The sequence below is a fragment of the Bacillus sp. FSL R10-2780 genome, assembly GCF_038006125.1.
In the GTDB taxonomy this organism is placed as follows: domain Bacteria; phylum Bacillota; class Bacilli; order Bacillales; family Bacillaceae_G; genus Bacillus_A; species Bacillus_A cereus_U.
Map to the genome: position 1 here is coordinate 1,964,084 of NZ_JBBOUQ010000001.1, position 20,740 is coordinate 1,984,823.

Sequence of the window (20,740 nt, forward strand, 5' to 3'; positions counted from 1 at the left end):
CTCTTCGTTATAACTATATAGTATTTAATTTCCTTCTTTTGTTGGTACCATTTTTCCTTCTTGAGAACCTGTACCTTCTGTTCTTTCAACAGTTTTTGCATCTCCTTTAGGAGTTGCTGGCACTGCATCTTTAGGTACATCAAAGTTTTGTGAGAAAGACGTTGTTCCATCTGCACTCCGTGTAATTACTTGATTTGAACTATCTTCATTTGATTTTAAATTGTCCATTTTCGCATCATCTGCACCTACTGCACCCCCCGCTACCAATCCTGTACTTAAAAGTGCTCCTGCTAATAATGTTTTAAACATCTTTCATTACCTCCTGTTTATTTGTAATATTCATCAAAAAAGTATCTAGAGTTAATGTTTTAGTCATTATCTTTATCTACTTACTTTTTGATTACATTTAGCATAAGACAAGAATCTATAGTTGATATGGACTGTATCTGGAGATTATGTAAAGAAAAATAGATGGTCGCTTGGTGTGTAGGCAAGAACATATTATTAAAATCAATTTTGAATTAAGACCATAATGGGGCCCCACCACATCGCTATCAACTTAAGAAATTAAATGTTCCCCAAAACGAAAATTTGATATCTCTACGGTTATTTATGAGAACTTAGCCCATTTTTTTCGTTTTGTGGAAAGTTATTCTGATTAGGTTGATGGGCATAGGGTATCACCAGCATTTCGGAAAAAAAACACGCTAAGAAAAATAAAATCCTTGCTGCATATGAAATGTAGCAAGGATTTTTTAAGTTGTTTCATTCTTATACTACTAATGTCTTTGTTAGCTAACAATTTAATTGTTTTAATAGCCTTTTGTTTAATTCCCACAATGCTGTTTTGTTGCTATCCCATTTCAAAAGCGTTACTGCTTCCTCAAAGCATAACCATTTAAAATTGAAGTGCTCTTTGGATAATGAAATATTTTTTGTAGGCACTTTAACTCCAAAAGAAAATTCTTTTATTACATAAACATCTTCTCCCCAAAGGAATCCTCCAACTACATCCTCTACTGGTAGTGAAGACACAGAATCTAATTTTATATATGGACATTCTCTTATAATACCAGCCTCTTCAAACGCTTCCCGTTTTGCTGATTCAATCGGAGTCTCACCATCTTCTCCACCACCAGCTATTCCTTGCCAATAACCATAATCACTTCGGTTAAAAATAGCATATTGAATAGAATCGTCAGTTTTTATATAAGGAAATACCAATACTTGATATGGTGCTCTCATTGCTTAACCTCCTCCCTGTGTAATGATAATAAAGTTGTTTAATTTCAGCTCAAAAAACACAGTAGCCTTCTGTATATTTGAATGACAGAAAGCTTTCAAAGTTATTTGGAAATCTAGTTGTGTCATAGAAAATGGATTTTTAAATTAATAATAAAGTTGTTTCATTCGAGAGCCGAAAAACACGAATTAGCCCCATGCCATCAAGCTAAAATTTTATAGTACCCCCAGAACGAAATTTTGTACTAACTTGTAACAAAAAAGCTCATTTTTTCGTTTTGGGGTATTTGCTTTTCTTAACTTGATGGCGATGTGACGCTACCCCATTATACAAAAGACAAAAATTAGAAGCCGATAAATGAAAAATAATAATTCCTTATTCAACTAACGAATGCATTATTTGAACAACCTAAGGCTGCTTCGGTAGCCATTTTTTGTACCAACTGGCAGTTTAGTTTTCAATATGTGAAAAGGGATTTCTAAGCGATTAATTGAATATATATTTATTGTTTACTAATTTTTAGGAGGTCCCTTTATGGGAGATAAGCTTTACTGTATTGCTGCATATCAAGTTCTTAATGAAGAAAGACTAGGAGCTTCGCACGGTTCTATAATAACTTATAGTGATGCTGTGACAGGATCTCCTGTTAGTGAGCTAGGGTATTTTTTAATTTATTTATTATAGTAACGTAACCGAAGAGGTTGATATGGTGACATATCAACAAACTGAGGTGGTACACTCTCGTCCTCAAGAATTATTTCCTTGGGGTGAAAGTTTTTTTGTTATGTCATAATTTAAAGTTTTTGAGAGGAGAAATTATATGAATCCTATTTTATTAGATGTTCCGTTACAAATAGAAACAGACAGACTAATTCTTCGAGCGCCACTTCAAGCTGATGACGGGAATGTAGTATACCAAGCTATTAAGGATTCAATTAATGAGTTAAAACAATGGTTGCTTTTATTCCAGTCAATTCCTACTGTTGAAGAAACGGAAATTATCCTGAGAAATGCCCATATAGATTTTTTGAAAAGAGAAAGCTTTCGCTATCTTATCTATCATAAAGGTACTAATGATTTTATTGGAACTGCTAGCCTTCACGGAATTAATTGGAAGATTTCTAAATGTGAAATTGGATACTGGATTAACACGCAATTTAGTGGCAAGGGATATATGACAGAAGCAGTAAGTGAGTTAACAAACCTTGGATTTCAGTTACTCAAATTTAGAAGGATTGAAATACGATGTGAATCTAATAACACTAAAAGTCGTATGATCCCTGAAAAACTAGGTTTTGAGCTTGAAGGGATATTACGTAATGAAGATCTTTCAGCTGACGGTAAAAAACTAACTGATACCTGCATCTATGCAAAGGTAAATTAGATTAAAATTTTAATACTCAATTGAGTCTGTGTACATAGTTTATTCCCCTTCTAATTCATTATTGTGATTTGTTTAGAACTATAGTACATCAATATGTTTAAAATGAAATGTACTGAAATGGGTATATTCTATTAAAACAAGAAGATTTACTTCTCATAATAATATCAGTATTATATACAAATGTTACAATCATTTTATAAATAAATTACTTCATGAAGTTATAAAATTAGGACCGTACATATTAGACATATCTAAAATGTACGGTCCTTTTGTTTACTAGTGGTTCACTTATCTAACCTAAAGATAAGTATGTGGTCCTTTTACAATTTGAATTTCTGTTTAAGCTTCTTATATTTTCTATATGAACGTCTAACAATGTTTAACATGAAATACGGTATTTTAACAGGGAAAGGCAATTTATAAATGAAAGGCAAGTAAAATGTAAAATATGCCTTTTCTAAGTCTCTCCACTTACTATCTTCTTTTGTTTTTAAGAAATCAGATACATCGACTACATATCCCCTTCCGTTTTCCATCATCACATTTTTCCCGTGAACATCACAAGGAGTTAATCCTTGTTCCCTTGCATACTCTATAGCTTCATTGATATCAAGGATTACCTGCTTAGGAATTTTAATCCCCTTATGAATAGCATCGTATAAGGTAATTTCTTTTAAACGTTTCAATACTATGAAATTTCCCCCTTTATATATAAGATTCGAATAAGAAGGATGATTTCCGATTCTTCGGTATACTTCTGACTCTTTTTCAATTCCTTCTCCTTCTCGCGCGTAAACTTTCACTACCCAATCTTTGTATTCTTTGTGCATAAATACTGCGGCATAATTACCTGTCCCTAAACACTTCCAAAGTCTAGGAATATCTTTAACTACTACAGGCTCGAATTCATCCTCACTTCTTATGCTTACCTCTTTTAATAATTCGTCCTTTATCAATCCCACAAAACTATTTATACTCATCATTCCCACTCCGGTTTTGCTAAAAGGGGTACTACCCCATACCCATCAAGTTAAAAAGTACCTTCTTCCCTAATACGAAAAAATGAGCAGACTTCACTAAGTAACTAACTTTAGAGAAATAAATTTTTCATTTAGGGGGGTACTTCAAAACCTTAAAATGGATATTCTACGCAAATATATACTATTGATACAATAAGTTATGTTAACTTCACATGATTATATTATACAAAAACTCAGCAAATACCGTTACAAAAAGTGTACAAGCCATATCTACTCTCTCTAAATAGTTTATTGCGAATCTATTTTAAGGAGATAAGTAAATGGCATATTATGTAGGCTTAAATATATTTGTTGCCCAAAATGCCAATAGTAGTAATGATAGACTTGCTCAAATGTTTATAGGAGCTCAAGACTATTGATTTGCCTATACCAATGAAGAGTATTCCGCAGATAAAATTGACTGTTTTAATCCAGATACTTTAAATAATTTACTCCCATATACTCAAGGAATTAACCAATGGATTGGATTATTTTTTGTCGGAGGAAATAGATTAGCAGATGGAGAAAGCTCTGGGTGCACTTCGTATGTACCGATTGTTCAGAATGGTGAAATAACTGATTTTCAAGCTAATATTGTTGTCACTGATGAAGCAGATCATTTGTTACTTGCTCATGAAATCGGACATGCATTATTTGCTAGAATGGTAGGAAACAATATAGAAAGCACAGCACCTTGTTCTCCAAATGATCCTACAGGTCATAGTAACGAAGAAAATGATCTAACGCTTCCGATAGTACCAGGAATTCCCAATCCTATTCTCACACAAGAAGAGGTAGAAAAAGCTCTGCAAAGTCCTAAAGCTTTTTATGTTCAATAATTAATATAAAAAAGAGGAAAAGAAAATTCTTACATCACAATTCCCCCCCATTTCTCTACTTATCAAGTAACATTAATAAATGAGGTACCGTCACATTTTCATAAATCTAAGGTTACACACTATTCATTAAACAAAAAAGACCGTATCACTACGGTCCTTTCCTCTCTCTTATGCAAACACTATGACTGTGTAACTTTATTAGAAACAAGTAATTTTTCAATACATATAGGTAACATATCTAATAGCGTTTCAAATGCGTAATTTATGTCCAGACGCTCCGTCCATTGATGTGCATCTTTTCCTACTGGCCCCATATTTAATACTGGAACGTCAAACTCTTCTAATTCCTGAAGTGGAATCGAATAACCTTTATCCCATAATGGCATATTGTCTACAAGGGAACTCATTGAATCCAATGGGTACTGCAAGCCCACATAGCTCAAATCTGAAATTCCTCCAAAATAATTTTGATTTTCAAATGTAATACTATGATTATAGTGGGCATACTTTTCCATTTCTACAACTACCTCTTTAATTAAAGGATTGTTGCGTGAACTCACAGCTGGATAGTACGGCGGAGCAAAGAAAAGTACAATCATCGGAGCCTTTTCTTTACATAAGATAGATAATTTGTCTACTAAATCAATGGTTACCGCACGATCATCTTTATCTTCTCTATTTTTTATAATATTAGATTGAATTTCATCTATTTTTTCTCTTCCATGTTGTTCAATTGCATAAGTGATAAGCTCTTCATACGTTAATACATTTACTTTGAGATTAGGCGGTATGAACGGATTATGCTTAGAAAAATGATACGCTCGCTCCTCATACGATTCTTCGATTTTCTCTGCTACTTTCGTTACTTTTTGACGTAATAATGAAACTACATCTGTCATCGTTTTTTCTAGTAAAAACAAGTTAAATAATGTGACAGCACGATGAGGAATTTGTACAGAATAATCCTCCTTTAAGTCTCTTTGAAGCAAGTTAGTTGGTGGTGGACTCGCTTCACCATCTACAATATCACAAAGGTCCGTATTCAACTCTAATTCTGCTGTTAATAATGCAGCCATATAACTCCCATTTAATCCTGCAAAAGGTTCGCCTACATGTGTCTCTTTTCCATAGCAAAGGAAACCAGGTAACACCTTACCAATAGAACCAGTATAAATATACTTATTTTGGTCACCAGGATGCCTTGAAAACATAGGCTCTGAATTTAGAACCGTTTTATACTCTAAGTCATGTTCTCTTGCTAAGTCTAATAATCTCGGAACAGCAGCCCTCATCCCTACAGAGTTCACTTCTTCATCTGGAACAGCTAATAAAAGAACATTCCCATCAAATCTTCCTTCACAAGCTTGCTCAACCATTGCCATTTGTAAAGCTAGACCACATTTCATATCCATTGTTCCTCTACCAAATAGCCAATCTCCTTGTTCTATATCTTCACGTACGTGATCTGGTAGCTCATCTTTATGAGAATAAAACATAGATGTTAACTTTTTAGGGTTAAATGCATCTTCTTTCCACACTCCGTAATCTTGTACATCTACAACATCAAAGTGACTAACAAGAATTACGGTATTTTTCGTACTATCACTTTTCTTTACTAGCGCTGTAACAAAATATCTTCCATCCCCGGTCGGATTTTTTTGCAAATGATGCGGATTTTGTTTAAAATACTGTAAGTCAGATAATTGTTCTACAACAAAGTCTGGCAATATAACTTCAGCCTCTGAACCTGTAATACTAGGAATTTCAACAAGATTGCTTAATAATTGAACCAATTGTTCTTTAGATTGCCACTTTGACATATAAATCCTCCTATTTTTCCGCATTATGAAAATCAATTCCAGTATATGAATAAAAAATGACGACAGCTATCAAAATTATAATTCTGATGTACTGCCGATTTTTATTGATATTTCATGAGCTGCTTGTTTTACCTTACTAATAAGAAAAGATAGTCGATCATCATTAATGCGATGACTAATTAACCCAACACTTAATGCTCCTACTACTTTATGATTAAATCCGATAATAGGTGCAGCTACTGATGCTGTCCCTTCTGTTTTTTCACCATAACTGACAGCATATCCTTCATTTCTTATTTGCTTTATTTGATCGAAAAGAATTTGCTTTTGTTCTGGTAAAGAAGAAAGTAAATGTTCTACAATGTGTTCCATTTCATTCGTGTTCATATTGGCAAGCATCGTTTTATTTGCGGCGCCAATTGAAAGTGGAATCTGTTCCCCTAAGTTATCGATAACTCGAATTTTTAAAGGGCTATCAATTCTTTCAATGATAATAGAATGTGTTCCATTTGGAATGTTCAAATAAACACTTTCTTCAACTTCAGAGGCCAAACGCTTCATTACTTCTCTTGCAACAGATCTGTAGTCTACCTTCTCCAATTGACGTAATCCTATTTCCATCCACATTGGCCCAATCTTGTACTGTTTTGTTTCTGAAATTTGCGTAACTAACCCATGCTCCATCAAAGAGTTCAGTAACCTATGTACTGTACTAACCGGGAGATGTGTTCTATCAGCTATATCAGAAATAGCCCAATACTCTTTTTCATTTGTAGAATTCAGTAACTTAATAATACCTATCGCTCGATCAATGGACTGTACCATAACTCGCCTCAACTTTACTTGTAGTATGTTTAGCCTAATTAACTATCAATTTAACAAAAATTCAAACTGAAATCAATTAATTTATTTAATTTTCTAAAAATAGAGATATAACACTATCAAAAAAATGAAAACGTAAACAAAAAAATATTGACTTTTCTTTTTAATTATCTGAAAATTAGAACAAGATTTCACATCACGGAATACATTCCATAATACGGAAAAACATCAATCTTCATACTACCAATTATGAAAGTGAGGAAAACAATGACGCAAGTAAACAATACAAACAATGAATTAAAGCGCACGATGAAAGGTAGACATTTATTCATGATTGCACTCGGTGGTGTGATTGGAACGGGGTTATTTAACGGATCTGGTTTTATTATAAGTCAAGCTGGACCTGGTGGATCCGTACTTGCCTTTATGGCCGGTGGATTATTAATGTATCTCGTTATGCTATGTCTTGGTGAGCTTGCTGTAGCAATGCCAGTTTCAGGTTCCTTCCAGGAATATGCCACTAAGTTCATCAATCCCGCAACTGGATTTACCATCGGATGGTTGTATTGGCTAAGCTGGGCGAATACGACTGGTCTTGAATTTACAACTGCTGGTATTACAATGCAGCGATGGTTTCCTGATATTCCTGTCTGGGTTTGGTGTTTAATATTTGGTGTTACAATATTCACTATTAACGCATTATCCGCTCGTAGTTATGCAGAAACAGAATTTTGGTTTTCAAGTATAAAAGTATCTGCCATTATCGCTTTCATTATTCTTGGCGGCGCCGCTATGTTCGGTTTTATTGATTTAAAAGGAAACGAACCCGCTCCGCTTCTTTCAAATTTCGTAAATCATGGTGGTTTATTCCCAAATGGACTTGCCGCTATCTTATTAACAATGGTTACAGTCAATTATTCCTTCCAAGGTACAGAACTTGTTGGAATCGCAGCAGGTGAAAGTGAAGATCCAGCAAAGACTTTACCTCGTTCTATTAGAAATATAATATGGCGCACGATGTTTTTCTTCGTCTTAGCAATCTTTGTTCTCGTGGCTTTAATTCCTTGGGAAGAGGCAGGATTAACAAAAAGTCCGTTTGTTGCTGTATTTGATAATATAGGTATTCCATATGCAGCTGATATTATGAACTTTGTTATTCTTACTGCTGTTCTTTCTGTCGCAAACTCAGGACTGTACGCCGCAACTCGAATGCTTTGGTCATTATCAAAAAATGATATGGCTCCAGCCTTTTTAAAGAAATTATCATCACGAGGGATACCTCTAAACGCTTTACTCTTGACGATAGCTATTTCTGCTTTTTCTCTTTTGACAAGCGTTGTAGCTGCTGAAACGGTTTACTTATGGCTGATTTCAATTTCTGGAGTCATTACAATTATTGTTTGGATGTCAATTTGTGTTTCTCAATTCTTTTTCCGTAAACATTATTTAGCCGAAGGTGGAAAATTAGAAGACTTAAAATTTAAAACTCCACTTTATCCACTTGTACCAATTCTTGGTTTTGGATTGTATGGCATTATATTAATAAGTCTTATCTTTATCCCAAGTCAAAGACTAGGAATCTATTGCACTGTACCATTTATCATCTTTTGCTACACCTACTATCACTTTAAGATAAAGAAAAGAATTGCTACTAACACTCATACAGAAACTAAAATTAGCGAAACTTCGTAATACTATGCTTAAAAGCCCGCACATTACTCTTACTTAATGTACGGGCTTTTATCATTCCTTCATTCATTTTCCCAGAAACAGTTCCCCTATTTTTTCTATACTATTGAAAGGAGTATTTATAAGCGTTTTGGATTGTTCAGGCGAACTTTGAGTTGAAGAATTATCCTCAAACGAGTCAGTATTGTTATACTCCTTTGCTCGGACTTCAATTGTATCTTGCTTTTGTTTCTCAAATTCTGCAAAGGATGATGTCGGTATCGTTAATATAGTAAATGCTACACCAGCAATTATGATTTTTTACTGTTCATAAGTTGCTGATTTTCCTTACTATTCCTGTTTTGTTTTGATATATTAAATACATACTACGTCACATTAAAAATTAAAAGACAGACAGGAGTTAAATACAATGATAAAAGGTTTCGGAGGAATATTTTGGAGAACTAAAAATCTTGATGTTATAAAAAAATGGTACAGTGAAGTGTTGAAGATTGAAATAGAAAATTGGAATGGGACTGTGATTAAACCCGAATTAGGAACTGCGACTATCTTTTCTTTCTTTACCGAGAATGACAGTTATTTTCCAACAGAACAACAAGTGATGTTAAATTTCCAAGTACATAATCTAAACGAGACTATTCAGCATCTTGAACATATTGGTGTACCTCTTGAAAAGAAAGAAGAGATTAGTGAATTCGGAAAGTTTATTTGGATTAAAGATCCTGAAGGGCGATTAATTGAACTTTGGGAGAAATAGCGGATTATAATCATTTGCTATTAAGCTAATGGGTGCTTTAGTTCAATAAATAGCGGGATAAAAAAAGTTGATTCCTTTAAAGTGCACCTCCGATTGTTAGCAACAGTCTAACAATCGGAGGTGCACTTTTTTATAGATTAAAACTTCTTAGTGTTATCCGTATTTTCCTGATTCTCCCCCTTGTCGGGATTGATTATCAAAATGATTATATTCATTGAATAATGCTTATTTACTCTAAAAGTTAGAATTAGAACCGATAATGACAGTAGCATCCAGTTCCTTGTTTCTAGCCACTTTCGTGGTAAGCCCAGCGCCAGCAAAGATTTTAAAGGCCTCGGGTGCCTGAACTTCGCTCGTCTCTATCAAAAGATGTCCATCCAAAGCTAACCAGAGTAATGCTTCTTCTGCCACTCTTCGCAGAATATTAAGGCCATCTTTACCTCCGTCAAGCGTCACATTGGGTTCATGTAGGCGTGCCTCCCGGGGGAGAAACTTTATTATTTCGGTAGGAACGTAAGGTACGTTCGCAACTAGGATGTTTACATTTCCCTTAAGTGAGCGGGGTAGAGCTTTATATAAGTCACCTTCAAAAGCATGACCGCCAAAATTCATTACATTGCGACTAGCGCATTGTACTGCGATAGGGTCAATATCAACAGAATACAATTCAACTCGTCCCAAAGTTGCTGCCAGTGCTGCACCCACAGCACCTGACCCACAACATAGGTCAACAATGATATCGCTAGAACGTGACAACGCCTCTGTTTGATGAACAAGGAACTCGGTACGTTTACGCGGTACAAAAACGCCTCGATCCACTTCTACTCGTAAACCACAGAACTCCGTATATCCAACAACGTATTCCAGAGGTAAACCGTTGACTCGCATTTCTACCATTTTCATAAGGTCCTCGGGAGTTAGTGCCTCTGAAATAAGTAACCGGGTCTCATCTTCTGCGAAAACACAACCGGCGCTCCGAAGCTTGCTAACTATATATTTTTCCATTTTCATATCCAAAAAGAAATTTGTTTTATTCCCTATATTATCTCACCACTTTTAATAAAGTTTGTTTGTAATTCAGAATTCGTTAAAAATAGCTGATATCCTTCTTGAAGGGTATTAAAAATATTGACTCGTAGCAGCGTCCATTCTTACAAATTTTTGCTGTTCTAACATGTACATTAAATACAGTATTTTACTTCAGTTTCCGTTCTACGCAGGAATTATGGGGATGATGATTGGAGTAAATAGTGAAGGTCTGTCGCTTGGAGGAGCTATTTCTACTTTCTTTATTAGCATTTCAAATGAAACTACATTCCCGCTCTTTACATTTTTAAGTGCTGGCATTGTAAATATTTTCGTTCCATCTGGAGGCGGTCAATGGGCAGTGTAAGCACCCATTATGATTCCAGCTGGCGCTGAACTTGGTGTACCTGCCGCGAAAACAGCGATGGCAATTGCATGGGGCGATGCTTGGACAAATTTAATTCAACCTTTCTGGGCATTACCGGCATTAGCGATAGCTGGTTTAGGCGCTCGTGATATTATGGGATTTTGTGTTGTTAACTTACTATATGCAGGATTTATCATTAGTCTATGTTTCTTATTTATTATCTATACAGCTTATTACCTTCCTCCACTCTACCTCTGCATGATTTAATGCTTCATATGTAAACAAATCTTCACACACTTTTTCAATCATATGAGGATTGTTCTTAAGGAAATTCCACTGCAATACTTTAGGAAGAAAATATGTTTCATATTCTTTACTTCCCTTTATTACCTCATCAACTTCTCTTTCACAAATCCCTCTTATTAAATAATCATTTCTTAATTGTATTTGAATTTGTTGAAACGTTTCGCTGTATTTCTTCAATTGGACTAAACAATTAATATACGTACGCAAAAGTTCGTCATCACAATTGCAACACTTTATAATACGATCTATTTCATTCATAATGTACGAGCCTTTTCTTCTATTTGTAATAGCCATTTTTCACGCTTCTCTAGTTTACTCGTTTTCACAGATTGAAAAACTGACCGTTTTATATCGCGAATACCACAAAAACGTAAAACCCCTCGTTTCATCATAATCCAATCCGCTGATCGATATAATAGGGCCACATACCATAACGGTGAGTCTAACGTATTAATAACCCACGCCTTCTTTCCTTTCAATAACCCTTTCGGTAATGACCCCTCATATTTATAAGCAAATCCAGCTACAAAAATACGATCGATAAATCCTTTTAAAATAGCAGGCATGCCCCACCACCATATCGGATATATGAAAAGAAGCATATCCGCCTTCTGCACTAATTCTCTATATCGCTCCGTCTCTTCTTCATGTAATAAATCACGTCTTTTTTTCTCTTCATTAAATACAAGCACTGGATCAAATTGTTCTCTATACAAATCAAGTATTGTAACAGAATGATTTGTTTCCCCAAGTCCTTTTTGCACATGCTCTAAAATTGCCCCGTTTAAGCTTGAAGGATTAGGATGAGCATATATAATTAGTACGTTCACTACAAAACAACTCCCTCTTTAGTTAATCTTTCCCCTTCTTTAACATCTTCTCTACAATTCGCACATTTTTCGAACTTTGTAACAAACGATTTAATACTGTTAGTAACTCTTCTTTTTCTAAACCGTTCACTTTCTCTTTAACCGTACTCTCACCAGCACCTTGAATATCATACACAACTGCCGCCATATGCTTACAATAATTTTCATACGGACACTCACAGCTACTTTCTGCAAAATCTTCAAGATCAATAATCACTTCATAATTCCCTGCATTTCCAGTAACGAACGCAAATACTTTCTTGTCGTGTATTTCAACATCTTCTACATGTCCCTCTTCATAATATTCATATCCTCTATCTATAATGTACTTTGGAATCCATTTCATTATATCTTTTAATAAGTACGCATACATCACAATACCTCTTCCTCTAATTCCCTTTTGACTTCCAAAATCCTGCATGTTATTCTAATAACTGTCAAGTAGCGAGTCTACGTGACAAAACGACTGACACCTATTCGGCGGAGGTGTCTCTTTTCATTTGCAGCCGATATGAAGTGCCTCTTTCAGGCACATTCAATCTTTGACACTACACACTCAACACCATTCCCTTGTATCAGGCTGCTTCAGCAGTCTTTTACTTTACATACTTCAAAAAAAAGAGAGCCTAGCTCCCTTTTCCCGCTTTATAAAATACCCCTTTTTCAGCATAGCGATATTCATCATCAGCTAAAGTAATTTTCCCATCCAGTTTGAGTTCATCTAATAGTCTTGATAAATAAAATTGATGTAACATTTTTTTAGTGAATTTTCCTTCATGATGCGAAACGATATGTTCTTGAATATCTAACAATGATATTGGCTTATCTTGCTCTATCATATATTCATAAACTGTACTACGCAGTTTTACGTATTTTTCGAGTGTCACAGTACTTCGCAACCCCTTTCTTCTTATTATATGTTTTCGTAATCGGTTTTTTTGCAACAAAAAAACCTCTCCGATAAGAAGAAGTTACGTATATCTTCGTCTTATCTCCCAGAACAAAAATGTTCTGCTGGAATTAGCACCTGCATCGCGGTTGCTGGGTTTCATCGGGCCAGTCCCTCCACCTCTCTGGATAAGAAAATATTCACTTTAAATTTAACTATACGTAATTTTATTATAATTGTCAAATAAATATAAAAATTATATTTTCTTCTTTATTGTTCATACTACAAAAAGATGTACAAAAGGAGGCTACTACGTTGCAAAAGAATGCTCGTGGATACGTACAAGATTCTTTTCAATCATTACAAGAAGCAAAACATTGTTTAGAAGATGCATTACAAACTGTTGAAGAAGATTTTAATCGTGCACGTATTGAACAATCCCTTTACGCTGTAGAACAAGCATTACAAAGATGCGATTATACCGTTCATATTTTAGAACAAGAATGAAAACTTCCCATCAAAAGATGGGAAGTTTTTTTTCAAATGGCATACTTCATCATTATTACCGTTATGATTAAAAAATATACAGAATTAACAATTTCTAAAATCCCTACTTTTAATATAGAAATCTTTTTGCCATACAACATAATGGCCCGAATTACACTTGGTACAAATATGAGTGAACACCACGGATTTATAGTAAATACGATTACCGTTAATATAATATGATATCCCCAAGATATAAAACGATACTTCGGATTATTTTTTTCACGAATCATCGTTTTCACATAAAACGTACTTCCTAAAAAATATAGAAATGAAATAAGCGCAATGAATAATGCGGTTCTATCAATAAATTTCATTGAGAAATAATAACTTATTAAGCCACCTATACAAAACACAATAATCGCGCAAATATCATTTAGTAATGCTCGTTCATTTTTTTGACGAGCGTAATACATATTTACAATAAACAATGGAATCATTAATACTGCGAATAAAAGAATTCGCCATTCATATAATAAAGAAATCATCCCAAATACAAATGCAATGATAAAATAAACAATTGCAGCGTGTAGAAATTCTTTTTTTCGTCTTTGCCTTATGTACATGAGAAATGGATAAGTAGCTAGATAGATAAAGAACCAGGCTAAAAACAATGGGATATGATAAAAAGTAGGTTGACCAAGTAATACACTTAATAGAAATGGTATGACAAGCATCGCCCATGCTCCATGTTGCTTCGGAATAACTAACTTCATTAACTATACACCTCCCTCTTGAAAATAGTTCTCACCTACTATTATACAAATAATTTCATATAATAACGGATATATATTGAATCTATTTTTTGACAATAAAAAATGCTTCTTACAATATGTAAGAAGCATGAAAGAGGCAAACGAATATGTAAGTCGCGACCCTACCTTATATGAGTATGCTTTTCTATGTCACGTTATGCTCATCTAATATACCGTATTTCTTTTTAAATCTTGTGAGGATCGTAATCCATGACGTGCTAAATAACAGAAGGAAAATAACATTCGATATCGCATGACTCAGATCAAAGTAAAAACTTGCGACATAGTAGGCAATAACTGTTTCCCACGTTGCTTCTTGTATAAAACCAAGAAGACCCCACAAATTCATAATCCAGCCAAATAGAAATCCAACGGCAAATCCATATATGAGTCGTCCCCATAGTTTTTTCATCAAAAATGTATTTCGGAGTAATCCTGCTATAAAACCGATCATGCCCCAAGAGAACATTTGCCACGGAGTCCACGGACCTTGTCCTAAAAAAATGTTAGATACAATAGCCGCCGTTGCCCCAATCATAAAGCCAGTTTCACTCCCAAAAACAATTGCAGCAACGATAATGACAAAAGAAGTCGGTTGTACACTTGGTAAAATAGAAAATGGTACCCGGCTAACCGCTGCAATCGCCGCTAACACAGCAACGATAACAATTTCACGTGAAACAAACGCCTTCCTTTCAAAACGGACGTAGAAAGGTAGCATAATGACAGCTAATAAAAACAAACTACTTACCATGTAATACCCGTCCATAATAAGAGTCGTAAAGAGTAGTGTACATATTGCAACGGCAAAAATAAATATTATAAATGCGACATATCGTTTGGACACGCTTCGTACACATCCTCCCACGTTAATGCAAATGGCAACTCTCTACGGATGAATCGGTTAATAGATGTTGTATAAAAGAAGTTACCACTAAAGAACTCTTTCTGTGCATCATTCATAATGACTTTCCCGTCAAATAACATCATACATTGATCAACGTATTTCGCTGCAAACTCAATATCGTGCGTTGCCATTACAATTGTTGTACCTTCTTTTTGCAACTGTTTAAATAGCTCTCCGACTCTTTCCTTTTTCCATGGATCTAGTCCCTTTGTCGGCTCATCCAGTAATAATAACGTTGGCTTTGACAATAACGTTGTACATAATGCGAGTAGTTGCTGCTCTCCGCCGCTACAATCATGTGGATGGCGCTCTTTAAGTGAATCTAACCAGAATTTTTTCAACATTTCTTCTGCTATTACTTTTCCCTCTTCGCCATATAATTCATTAGCACGCTCATAAACCTCTTCCCATACTGTATCAAATGTAAAATGATAGTACGGATGTTGCGATACGTACCCTATACTTTTAAATCGTTCTTTCGAATCAATTTTATGTATCACTTTTCCATTCCACTTTACCTTACCTCTTCTAGCTTTTTGCAATCCTGCTAAAATCGTTAACAGTGTAGACTTCCCAGTTCCGTTTTTCCCAACTAGAGCTGTCCATTTTCCCTTTTCGATGTTCACTGTTAAATCTCGTAAAATAAGTGGACTATTTTTTTCATATTGAAAAGATATATGTTCTGCACTTAAAATTACTTCTTGCTTTTCACATTGTTCTACTTGCCCATTCCTATATGATATCGCTGAAAAATCATTCATTTTCATTTGCGCTTCTCGCACTGTAAATGGAATCTCTTTCACATTCCACTCTAAAAACAATCTTGGAATTTGCGGAATGAATGGACGGAACTTTTCTACTTCCCACATGTTCGCTATAACCGTTTTAGGGCTACCATCATAAACGATTCGGCCCTTATCCATACAAACGACACGAGTCGCTAGCGACATCACTTCATCTAAACGATGTTCACTTAAAATAATCGTAATTCCAAGTTCTTCATTAATACGCTTTAACAATCCTAAAAACTCTTTCGCTGCAATCGGATCTAGTTGTGCTGTCGGTTCATCCAGTAATAGTAACTTCGGCTGCATGACTAATACCGCCGCTAAATTTACTAGTTGTTTTTGACCACCAGATAAAGTATGAACAGATTGATGTAACAAATCTTGAAATCCTAAAAAACTAATGAGTTCCGCTATTCTTTGTTGAATAATATGTGATGGTAGCCCGATATTTTCTAAGGAGAATGCTAATTCTTGAATAACTGTATCCATTACGAGCTGATTTTCTGGATTTTGAAATACCATACCAATTTCTTGTGCAGATAATAAATCAGGTACTTCTTCTAATAAAGCACCATCATAATATGTATGTCCAGAACGCGTGCCAATTGGAAGTAGCTCCTTTTTGAAATGCTTTAATAAAGTTGTCTTCCCAGAACCTGAACCACCAGCAAGTACTATAAATTCTCCTTTTTGAACAGAAAGAGAAATATGCTGTAACGCTTCTTCATTTTCATCAGCATATATAAATGATAAATTCTTTATTTCTGCATGCGCCACCATATCCATTCCCTTCCTTCCATCATAATTGGTAAACTAATAAACATCATAAATAGGAAAAACATCATTCCATCGTATTGCTGGAATAGTATTGATTCCACTTTCGGGTAAATGATCAATTTCCCTCCACCATAATAACTAAATATGAATGAGGTTATAAGTAGAATACTTAAATAACTTAGCGTGTACCAATCGCGTCTTTCCATTCTATATCGAATATAAGTCGTACGCTTCGTTACACCAAATCCGCGAGCTTGCATAGAATCTGCTGTTTGTAGTGCATCTTCTAACGAACAAACTAATAACACTTGCAGTAACTTCATCCCATTTCTTATACGCTCAATGAGTGAACCTGAATCTAATTGTACACCTTTCGTTTTTTGGACGAGTGTAATTTTCTTTAACCGCCTAATAAACAAAGGAACAAATCGCACTGTAATCATCGTTAACAATGCAACTTTCGGTGAAATTCTTGAAAACAAATATAAAAATTTATGACTCGAAATAATATCGTTATAAGAAGCAAACGTAAACATAATCGTAACTAATAATAGCCCCATAACAAGCCCAAACATAACTGCCTCAAGCTTAATCCGGCTATCTCCTAACCAAAATAACGTAGTCGCCCCTCTATGTGTTAATAAAGAATTAAATAAAATTACCATTAGAAAGAATACGATAGTACTAGGCAGCATGTTTCTTATTTTCTCGCCATTTCCTTGCACTATATTTAAGATTACTATTAGTACAATCGCTCCAATTAAAAAAAGAGGATGAAGACACATCATACATAGTATCATCACCCCAATATAATAGAAAAAATTCACAAAAGGATGTAAAGAAGAAAAGCTTATTTTCATAGTCCTTTACCGAAGGTCCTTTCTTATTTTAATACATACACCCATTCAATTGTATCTCCTGGTTTTACTGTAACTACACCAGCACTACGATTCGGAAATGCACCGTTCACACGGTATTTCCAACCACTTGTATCACTTATATCTTTTTCGTATAAATCATTAATCCCTTTTACGTAAACATCACCTTTAGATCCACTTGCATCAACATCTAATCCTGTACTATTTAGTACACTATATACAGTAGCACCTTCTTGTACATCAACCTTTTTCGCACCTAATAAGTATCCTTCATGTCCTTTTACCGAGATAGTGACTTGTTTCGCTTGCGGTTTCGGTACTGGTACTGGATCTGGTTTTGGTGGTTCAGGAGTTGGTACTGCCGGAGTCGGTATCGTTTTCTCCTCTTTATTCGGATCTTCCTTTTGCTCCTGCTTCGGTGTTTCTTTCGGCTGATTCACAACCTTTGCTTCTTCTTTTACTTCTGGTGCTTTCGGTTGCTGAGGTTTCTCTTCTTGTACTTTTTGTTGCTCTGGTTGTTTATTTGCAGCAGGCTGTTCCTTTGGTTTCTCTTCTTTCTTTACTTCAGGTTGTTCCTGCGCTTTTTCTTCTTTTTGTTTCTCTTCTACTTTTTGTTCTTGTTTATCTTTCTGCTCTTCTTGTGGTTTCTGTTCCGGTTTAGCTTGTGTCTCTTCCGGTTTCGGTACATCTTTTTGTTCTTCCTGTTTCGCTACTTCTTTTTGCTCTTCTTGCTTCGGTTCTGCCTTCTTCTCAGGTTTTACAGCCGTTTCTTCACATCCAACTAATAATCCCAATGAAAGAATTAAAGAAATGAACCATTTCATCTTACTCATGCTGCCCCTCACCTTTCATAATAAAGTGAAACTTTAATGAGTGGAGATTTTGTTCATCTCCACTCATTATTAGCCCTCACCTTTTATAATAAAATTAGGAGCAAATGATTGCTCCTAATTTTTGTTAAGCTGCTTTACGTCTCCATAATACATATGCAGAAGCGATACATAATACACCCATACCTACTTGTGTAGCTGCACTATGAGAAGATGCTCCTGTTTGTGGTAATTGATTCTTATTCTTATTTGTTTCTTTATTAACTCGTTCGTTATTTACAACAACTTTCAGATTTTCATCTTTTGGTTGTTTTTGTAATTCTTCTTGTTGTTTCGGCTGTTCTACAACTTCTTTTTCTTCTACAGTTGTCTCTGGCTCTACAATTGGTTTCGTATCGATTTCATTCTCTACTACATTTGACCAATCATAAATCGATTTCCCAAGATCTTTAAACTGAAGTAAAGCTAAAAATGCTTGCTCTGTAGCCATTCCACTACCGTTTTGATCACTTGGTAACCATTTGAACTCACCATTTGGAAGCTGATATGACATTAAATTTTGTACTGCTTTATTAAGACGATTGTGATCTACATCTTTAACTAGCGATAGTCCAATAATTGCTTGTGCAGTACTATTAGAATTCTCTTGTCCATCAGCAGCAAAACCACCATTACCTAACTGCTGCTTGTATAAGTAATCCACAGCTTTTTGAATAGCTGGCTTAACGTCTTGTTGTTCTTGATAAGGAGCTAATGCTGCTAATACCATACTTGTTACATCAACGTTACTAGCACTTTCTTTACTACTTGAACTATTATACGTCCAGCCACCGTCTGTATGCTGCGCCTGTAAAAGTGCTTGTACTAAAGCAGCTCGATTCCATTTCGCTTCAACTGGAACCTCATATTTCTTTGTATCTAATGCCAGTAATGTAAATGCGTATCCTGTAACGGAATTCACTTTATCTGATTCAAATAAATTTTGTACTAAATTTTGTCCCTCTACCTTTGTAGGATCTACGTTCATTGCATTCATCATAATAATCGTTCTAGCTAAATCTGTTGCTGAAAAACGATTTAAACGCTTCTTAACCTTTTCAGCTACTGGCTTAACATAGTTTATTTTCGTTTCAAGCGGAACATTTACACCTGAACGAGCAAGTCCAATCGCAACCCAATCACTACCAATTCCATCTTGTAACATCTTTTCTGACGTTTTAGAAATCGCTTCGTTTAATTGTGCTGCTGGAATTTCGACTTTCTCTTGCTTTGGTTGTTCTGTTACTTTATCTTCTGGTTTACCATCTGGTTTTTCTGTTTTCGGTTCTTCTGGTTTACCATCTGGCTTTTCTGTTTTCGGTTCTTCTGGCTTACCATCTGGCTTTTCTGTTTTCGGTTCTTCTGGTTTACCATCTGGCTTTTCTGTTTTCGGTTCCTCTGGTTTACCATCTGGTTTTTCTGTTTTCGGTTCCTCTGGTTTTGGCTCTTCTACAGTTTTACAAGTGCCAAATTTATCTAACGTTTGTTGCAATGTTTCTTGACTCATATTGCTCCAGTCTGCGACGTAACGAAATGCAACAACATCCCCAGACTCTAATTTATAACTATCCGCCCCAACTTCTGCAGATTTGTCATTTACATCATACAACCAACCGCTCGTTGCTCCGGCCATTAATCCATCGATGCCCTTTATATAAGTTCCAAATGACATACTTTCAGATGTTACTTTGTCACCCATGACTTTTTGTAGCAAACTAAAAGCTGTTTCTCCATCTTCAATGGAAACTTCTTTCGGACATAACATAATTCCTTTTTGTGATTCACCAATAATTGCAAGTTTCGCTGTCTTTCCTTCAGCAAACGTAATATGTACTGTATTCGAAAAAGAAACAAATACAAGTGCCACTGTCATTAATGATGTAAGCAGCCATTTCTTTAACATTGCCATCCCAAAATTCCCTCCCTTTACTAACATTCACACAAAAAAAGACCCTTTAAGGGTATGCGGTTGACACTCTCTTTTTGTAAGTGTCGAACAAAAATGTACAACACCTCCTACCCGCATTAACGAGCAGTAAGACCCCCACCTCAAATTCAGCGAAAGCAAAGAAGTTAGGTGGGGATCAACTGCCCGTAAATGCCCGATTGGTGAAGGCTAATAATCAGTGGGGATGAACAAAATCCCCACTGATTAAAGTTTCACTTTATCGTAAATACGATAAACCTATA

At 35.3% G+C, this 20,740-nt stretch carries 21 protein-coding genes, 2 pseudogenes and 1 riboswitch; of the genes and pseudogenes, 7 read left to right on the forward strand and 16 right to left on the reverse strand.

What is annotated here, in order from left to right:
• Nucleotides 1–30: 30 nt before the first annotated feature.
• Together NSQ47_RS10240 and NSQ47_RS10245 are read right to left on the reverse strand one after the other, a co-directional pair.
• A pseudogene (locus NSQ47_RS10240) lies at nt 31–309 on the reverse strand (hypothetical protein); the annotation flags it as partial.
• 486 nt (nt 310–795) lie between these two features.
• A complete protein-coding gene (locus NSQ47_RS10245) occupies nt 796–1,245 on the reverse strand; it encodes an NUDIX hydrolase (protein ID WP_088078927.1) in 450 nt (149 codons plus the stop codon).
• Between the two features lie 532 nt (nt 1,246–1,777).
• Between NSQ47_RS10245 and NSQ47_RS10250 the strand changes: the two genes are divergently transcribed.
• Nucleotides 1,778–1,927, forward strand: coding sequence for a hypothetical protein (locus tag NSQ47_RS10250; protein ID WP_341036780.1), 150 nt, complete (start codon nt 1,778–1,780; stop codon nt 1,925–1,927).
• Nucleotides 1,928–2,063: 136 nt separating this feature from the next.
• Nucleotides 2,064–2,627, forward strand: a complete 564-nt coding sequence (locus tag NSQ47_RS10255; RefSeq protein WP_341036782.1) for a GNAT family N-acetyltransferase — start codon at nt 2,064–2,066, stop codon at nt 2,625–2,627.
• Nucleotides 2,628–2,947: 320 nt separating this feature from the next.
• Here the strand turns inward: NSQ47_RS10255 and NSQ47_RS10260 are convergent, their stop codons facing one another.
• On the reverse strand, nt 2,948–3,607 hold the full coding sequence (locus NSQ47_RS10260; protein ID WP_341036784.1) for a serine/threonine protein kinase: 660 nt from the start codon (nt 3,605–3,607) through the stop codon (nt 2,948–2,950).
• A gap of 659 nt (nt 3,608–4,266) precedes the next feature.
• Between NSQ47_RS10260 and NSQ47_RS10265 the strand changes: the two genes are divergently transcribed.
• On the forward strand, nt 4,267–4,485 hold the full coding sequence (locus tag NSQ47_RS10265) for a hypothetical protein (protein WP_341036786.1): 219 nt from the start codon (nt 4,267–4,269) through the stop codon (nt 4,483–4,485).
• 179 nt (nt 4,486–4,664) lie between these two features.
• On the opposite strand, the gene NSQ47_RS10270 is transcribed toward NSQ47_RS10265, so the two are convergent.
• Nucleotides 4,665–6,305, reverse strand: a complete 1,641-nt coding sequence (locus NSQ47_RS10270) for a M20 family metallopeptidase (RefSeq protein ID WP_341036787.1) — start codon at nt 6,303–6,305, stop codon at nt 4,665–4,667.
• Between the two features lie 75 nt (nt 6,306–6,380).
• A complete protein-coding gene (locus NSQ47_RS10275; protein ID WP_002120836.1) occupies nt 6,381–7,130 on the reverse strand; it encodes an IclR family transcriptional regulator in 750 nt (249 codons plus the stop codon).
• A gap of 264 nt (nt 7,131–7,394) precedes the next feature.
• Here NSQ47_RS10275 and NSQ47_RS10280 point away from each other — a divergent pair, with 264 nt between their 5' ends.
• Both NSQ47_RS10280 and NSQ47_RS10285 read left to right on the forward strand, forming a co-directional pair.
• Nucleotides 7,395–8,819 carry an amino acid permease gene (locus tag NSQ47_RS10280; protein WP_002161112.1) on the forward strand — a complete coding sequence of 475 codons (1,425 nt, stop codon included), beginning with the start codon at nt 7,395–7,397 and terminating at the stop codon, nt 8,817–8,819.
• Between the two features lie 406 nt (nt 8,820–9,225).
• The gene (locus NSQ47_RS10285) at nt 9,226–9,573 is read left to right on the forward strand and encodes a VOC family protein (protein WP_341036788.1); all 348 of its coding nucleotides are present in this window, start codon (nt 9,226–9,228) and stop codon (nt 9,571–9,573) included.
• A 234-nt stretch (nt 9,574–9,807) separates the two neighbouring features.
• Here the strand turns inward: NSQ47_RS10285 and NSQ47_RS10290 are convergent, their stop codons facing one another.
• Nucleotides 9,808–10,578, reverse strand: coding sequence for a putative protein N(5)-glutamine methyltransferase (locus tag NSQ47_RS10290; protein WP_341036791.1), 771 nt, complete (start codon nt 10,576–10,578; stop codon nt 9,808–9,810).
• A gap of 187 nt (nt 10,579–10,765) precedes the next feature.
• Here NSQ47_RS10290 and NSQ47_RS10295 point away from each other — a divergent pair.
• Nucleotides 10,766–11,233: pseudogene (locus NSQ47_RS10295) on the forward strand (TIGR00366 family protein); the annotation flags it as partial.
• On the opposite strand, the gene NSQ47_RS10300 reads toward NSQ47_RS10295, so the two are convergent.
• The 4 genes from NSQ47_RS10300 to NSQ47_RS10315 form a co-directional block, all read right to left on the reverse strand.
• Nucleotides 11,177–11,530 (reverse strand): group-specific protein, encoded by a 354-nt coding sequence (locus tag NSQ47_RS10300; protein ID WP_340824817.1) that lies wholly within the window; start codon nt 11,528–11,530, stop codon nt 11,177–11,179. The pseudogene NSQ47_RS10295 and the gene NSQ47_RS10300 sit on opposite strands and share 57 nt — an antisense overlap.
• Nucleotides 11,527–12,102: an NAD(P)H-dependent oxidoreductase gene (locus NSQ47_RS10305; RefSeq protein ID WP_131232944.1), complete on the reverse strand. Its 576-nt coding sequence runs from the start codon at nt 12,100–12,102 to the stop codon at nt 11,527–11,529. Before NSQ47_RS10305 ends, NSQ47_RS10300 begins: the two co-directional genes overlap by 4 nt.
• Nucleotides 12,103–12,124: 22 nt before the next feature.
• On the reverse strand, nt 12,125–12,514 hold the full coding sequence (locus NSQ47_RS10310; protein ID WP_341036794.1) for an SWIM zinc finger family protein: 390 nt from the start codon (nt 12,512–12,514) through the stop codon (nt 12,125–12,127).
• Between the two features lie 253 nt (nt 12,515–12,767).
• A complete protein-coding gene (locus NSQ47_RS10315) occupies nt 12,768–13,088 on the reverse strand; it encodes a hypothetical protein (RefSeq protein WP_002110869.1) in 321 nt (106 codons plus the stop codon).
• A 38-nt stretch (nt 13,089–13,126) separates the two neighbouring features.
• A riboswitch (SAM riboswitch) is annotated at nt 13,127–13,225 on the reverse strand.
• Between the two features lie 120 nt (nt 13,226–13,345).
• On the opposite strand from NSQ47_RS10315, the gene NSQ47_RS10320 reads away from it, so the two are divergent.
• Entirely contained in the window at nt 13,346–13,537 is a 192-nt protein-coding gene (locus NSQ47_RS10320; RefSeq protein WP_002110871.1) for a hypothetical protein, read from the forward strand.
• A gap of 32 nt (nt 13,538–13,569) precedes the next feature.
• On the opposite strand, the gene NSQ47_RS10325 is transcribed toward NSQ47_RS10320, so the two are convergent.
• The 6 genes from NSQ47_RS10325 to NSQ47_RS10350 form a co-directional block, all read right to left on the reverse strand.
• Nucleotides 13,570–14,292, reverse strand: a complete 723-nt coding sequence (locus NSQ47_RS10325) for a YwiC-like family protein (protein WP_199661616.1) — start codon at nt 14,290–14,292, stop codon at nt 13,570–13,572.
• A gap of 184 nt (nt 14,293–14,476) precedes the next feature.
• Nucleotides 14,477–15,178: an ECF transporter S component gene (locus NSQ47_RS10330; RefSeq protein ID WP_016105485.1), complete on the reverse strand. Its 702-nt coding sequence runs from the start codon at nt 15,176–15,178 to the stop codon at nt 14,477–14,479.
• Nucleotides 15,151–16,812 (reverse strand): ABC transporter ATP-binding protein, encoded by a 1,662-nt coding sequence (locus tag NSQ47_RS10335; RefSeq protein ID WP_341036798.1) that lies wholly within the window; start codon nt 16,810–16,812, stop codon nt 15,151–15,153. Before NSQ47_RS10335 ends, NSQ47_RS10330 begins: the two co-directional genes overlap by 28 nt.
• Nucleotides 16,785–17,663 (reverse strand): energy-coupling factor transporter transmembrane component T, encoded by an 879-nt coding sequence (locus NSQ47_RS10340; protein ID WP_341036800.1) that lies wholly within the window; start codon nt 17,661–17,663, stop codon nt 16,785–16,787. Before NSQ47_RS10340 ends, NSQ47_RS10335 begins: the two co-directional genes overlap by 28 nt.
• A gap of 23 nt (nt 17,664–17,686) precedes the next feature.
• Nucleotides 17,687–18,514, reverse strand: coding sequence for a DUF4430 domain-containing protein (locus NSQ47_RS10345; protein WP_341036802.1), 828 nt, complete (start codon nt 18,512–18,514; stop codon nt 17,687–17,689).
• Nucleotides 18,515–18,638: 124 nt separating this feature from the next.
• Nucleotides 18,639–20,459: a DUF4430 domain-containing protein gene (locus NSQ47_RS10350; RefSeq protein WP_341036804.1), complete on the reverse strand. Its 1,821-nt coding sequence runs from the start codon at nt 20,457–20,459 to the stop codon at nt 18,639–18,641.
• Between the last annotated feature and the right edge of the window lie 281 nt (nt 20,460–20,740).

Coding starts and splice junctions, on each gene's coding strand:
- NSQ47_RS10245 (WP_088078927.1), bottom strand. CDS start 1,245: ATGAGAGCACCATATCAAGTATTGGTATTTCCTTATATAAAAACTGAC.
- NSQ47_RS10250 (WP_341036780.1), top strand. CDS start 1,778: ATGGGAGATAAGCTTTACTGTATTGCTGCATATCAAGTTCTTAATGAA.
- NSQ47_RS10255 (WP_341036782.1), top strand. CDS start 2,064: ATGAATCCTATTTTATTAGATGTTCCGTTACAAATAGAAACAGACAGA.
- NSQ47_RS10260 (WP_341036784.1), bottom strand. CDS start 3,607: ATGAGTATAAATAGTTTTGTGGGATTGATAAAGGACGAATTATTAAAA.
- NSQ47_RS10270 (WP_341036787.1), bottom strand. CDS start 6,305: ATGTCAAAGTGGCAATCTAAAGAACAATTGGTTCAATTATTAAGCAAT.
- NSQ47_RS10275 (WP_002120836.1), bottom strand. CDS start 7,130: ATGGTACAGTCCATTGATCGAGCGATAGGTATTATTAAGTTACTGAAT.
- NSQ47_RS10280 (WP_002161112.1), top strand. CDS start 7,395: ATGACGCAAGTAAACAATACAAACAATGAATTAAAGCGCACGATGAAA.
- NSQ47_RS10285 (WP_341036788.1), top strand. CDS start 9,226: ATGATAAAAGGTTTCGGAGGAATATTTTGGAGAACTAAAAATCTTGAT.
- NSQ47_RS10290 (WP_341036791.1), bottom strand. CDS start 10,578: ATGGAAAAATATATAGTTAGCAAGCTTCGGAGCGCCGGTTGTGTTTTC.
- NSQ47_RS10300 (WP_340824817.1), bottom strand. CDS start 11,530: ATGAATGAAATAGATCGTATTATAAAGTGTTGCAATTGTGATGACGAA.
- NSQ47_RS10310 (WP_341036794.1), bottom strand. CDS start 12,514: ATGTATGCGTACTTATTAAAAGATATAATGAAATGGATTCCAAAGTAC.
- NSQ47_RS10325 (WP_199661616.1), bottom strand. CDS start 14,292: ATGAAGTTAGTTATTCCGAAGCAACATGGAGCATGGGCGATGCTTGTC.
- NSQ47_RS10335 (WP_341036798.1), bottom strand. CDS start 16,812: ATGGATATGGTGGCGCATGCAGAAATAAAGAATTTATCATTTATATAT.
- NSQ47_RS10340 (WP_341036800.1), bottom strand. CDS start 17,663: ATGAAAATAAGCTTTTCTTCTTTACATCCTTTTGTGAATTTTTTCTAT.
- NSQ47_RS10345 (WP_341036802.1), bottom strand. CDS start 18,514: ATGAGTAAGATGAAATGGTTCATTTCTTTAATTCTTTCATTGGGATTA.
- NSQ47_RS10350 (WP_341036804.1), bottom strand. CDS start 20,459: ATGGCAATGTTAAAGAAATGGCTGCTTACATCATTAATGACAGTGGCA.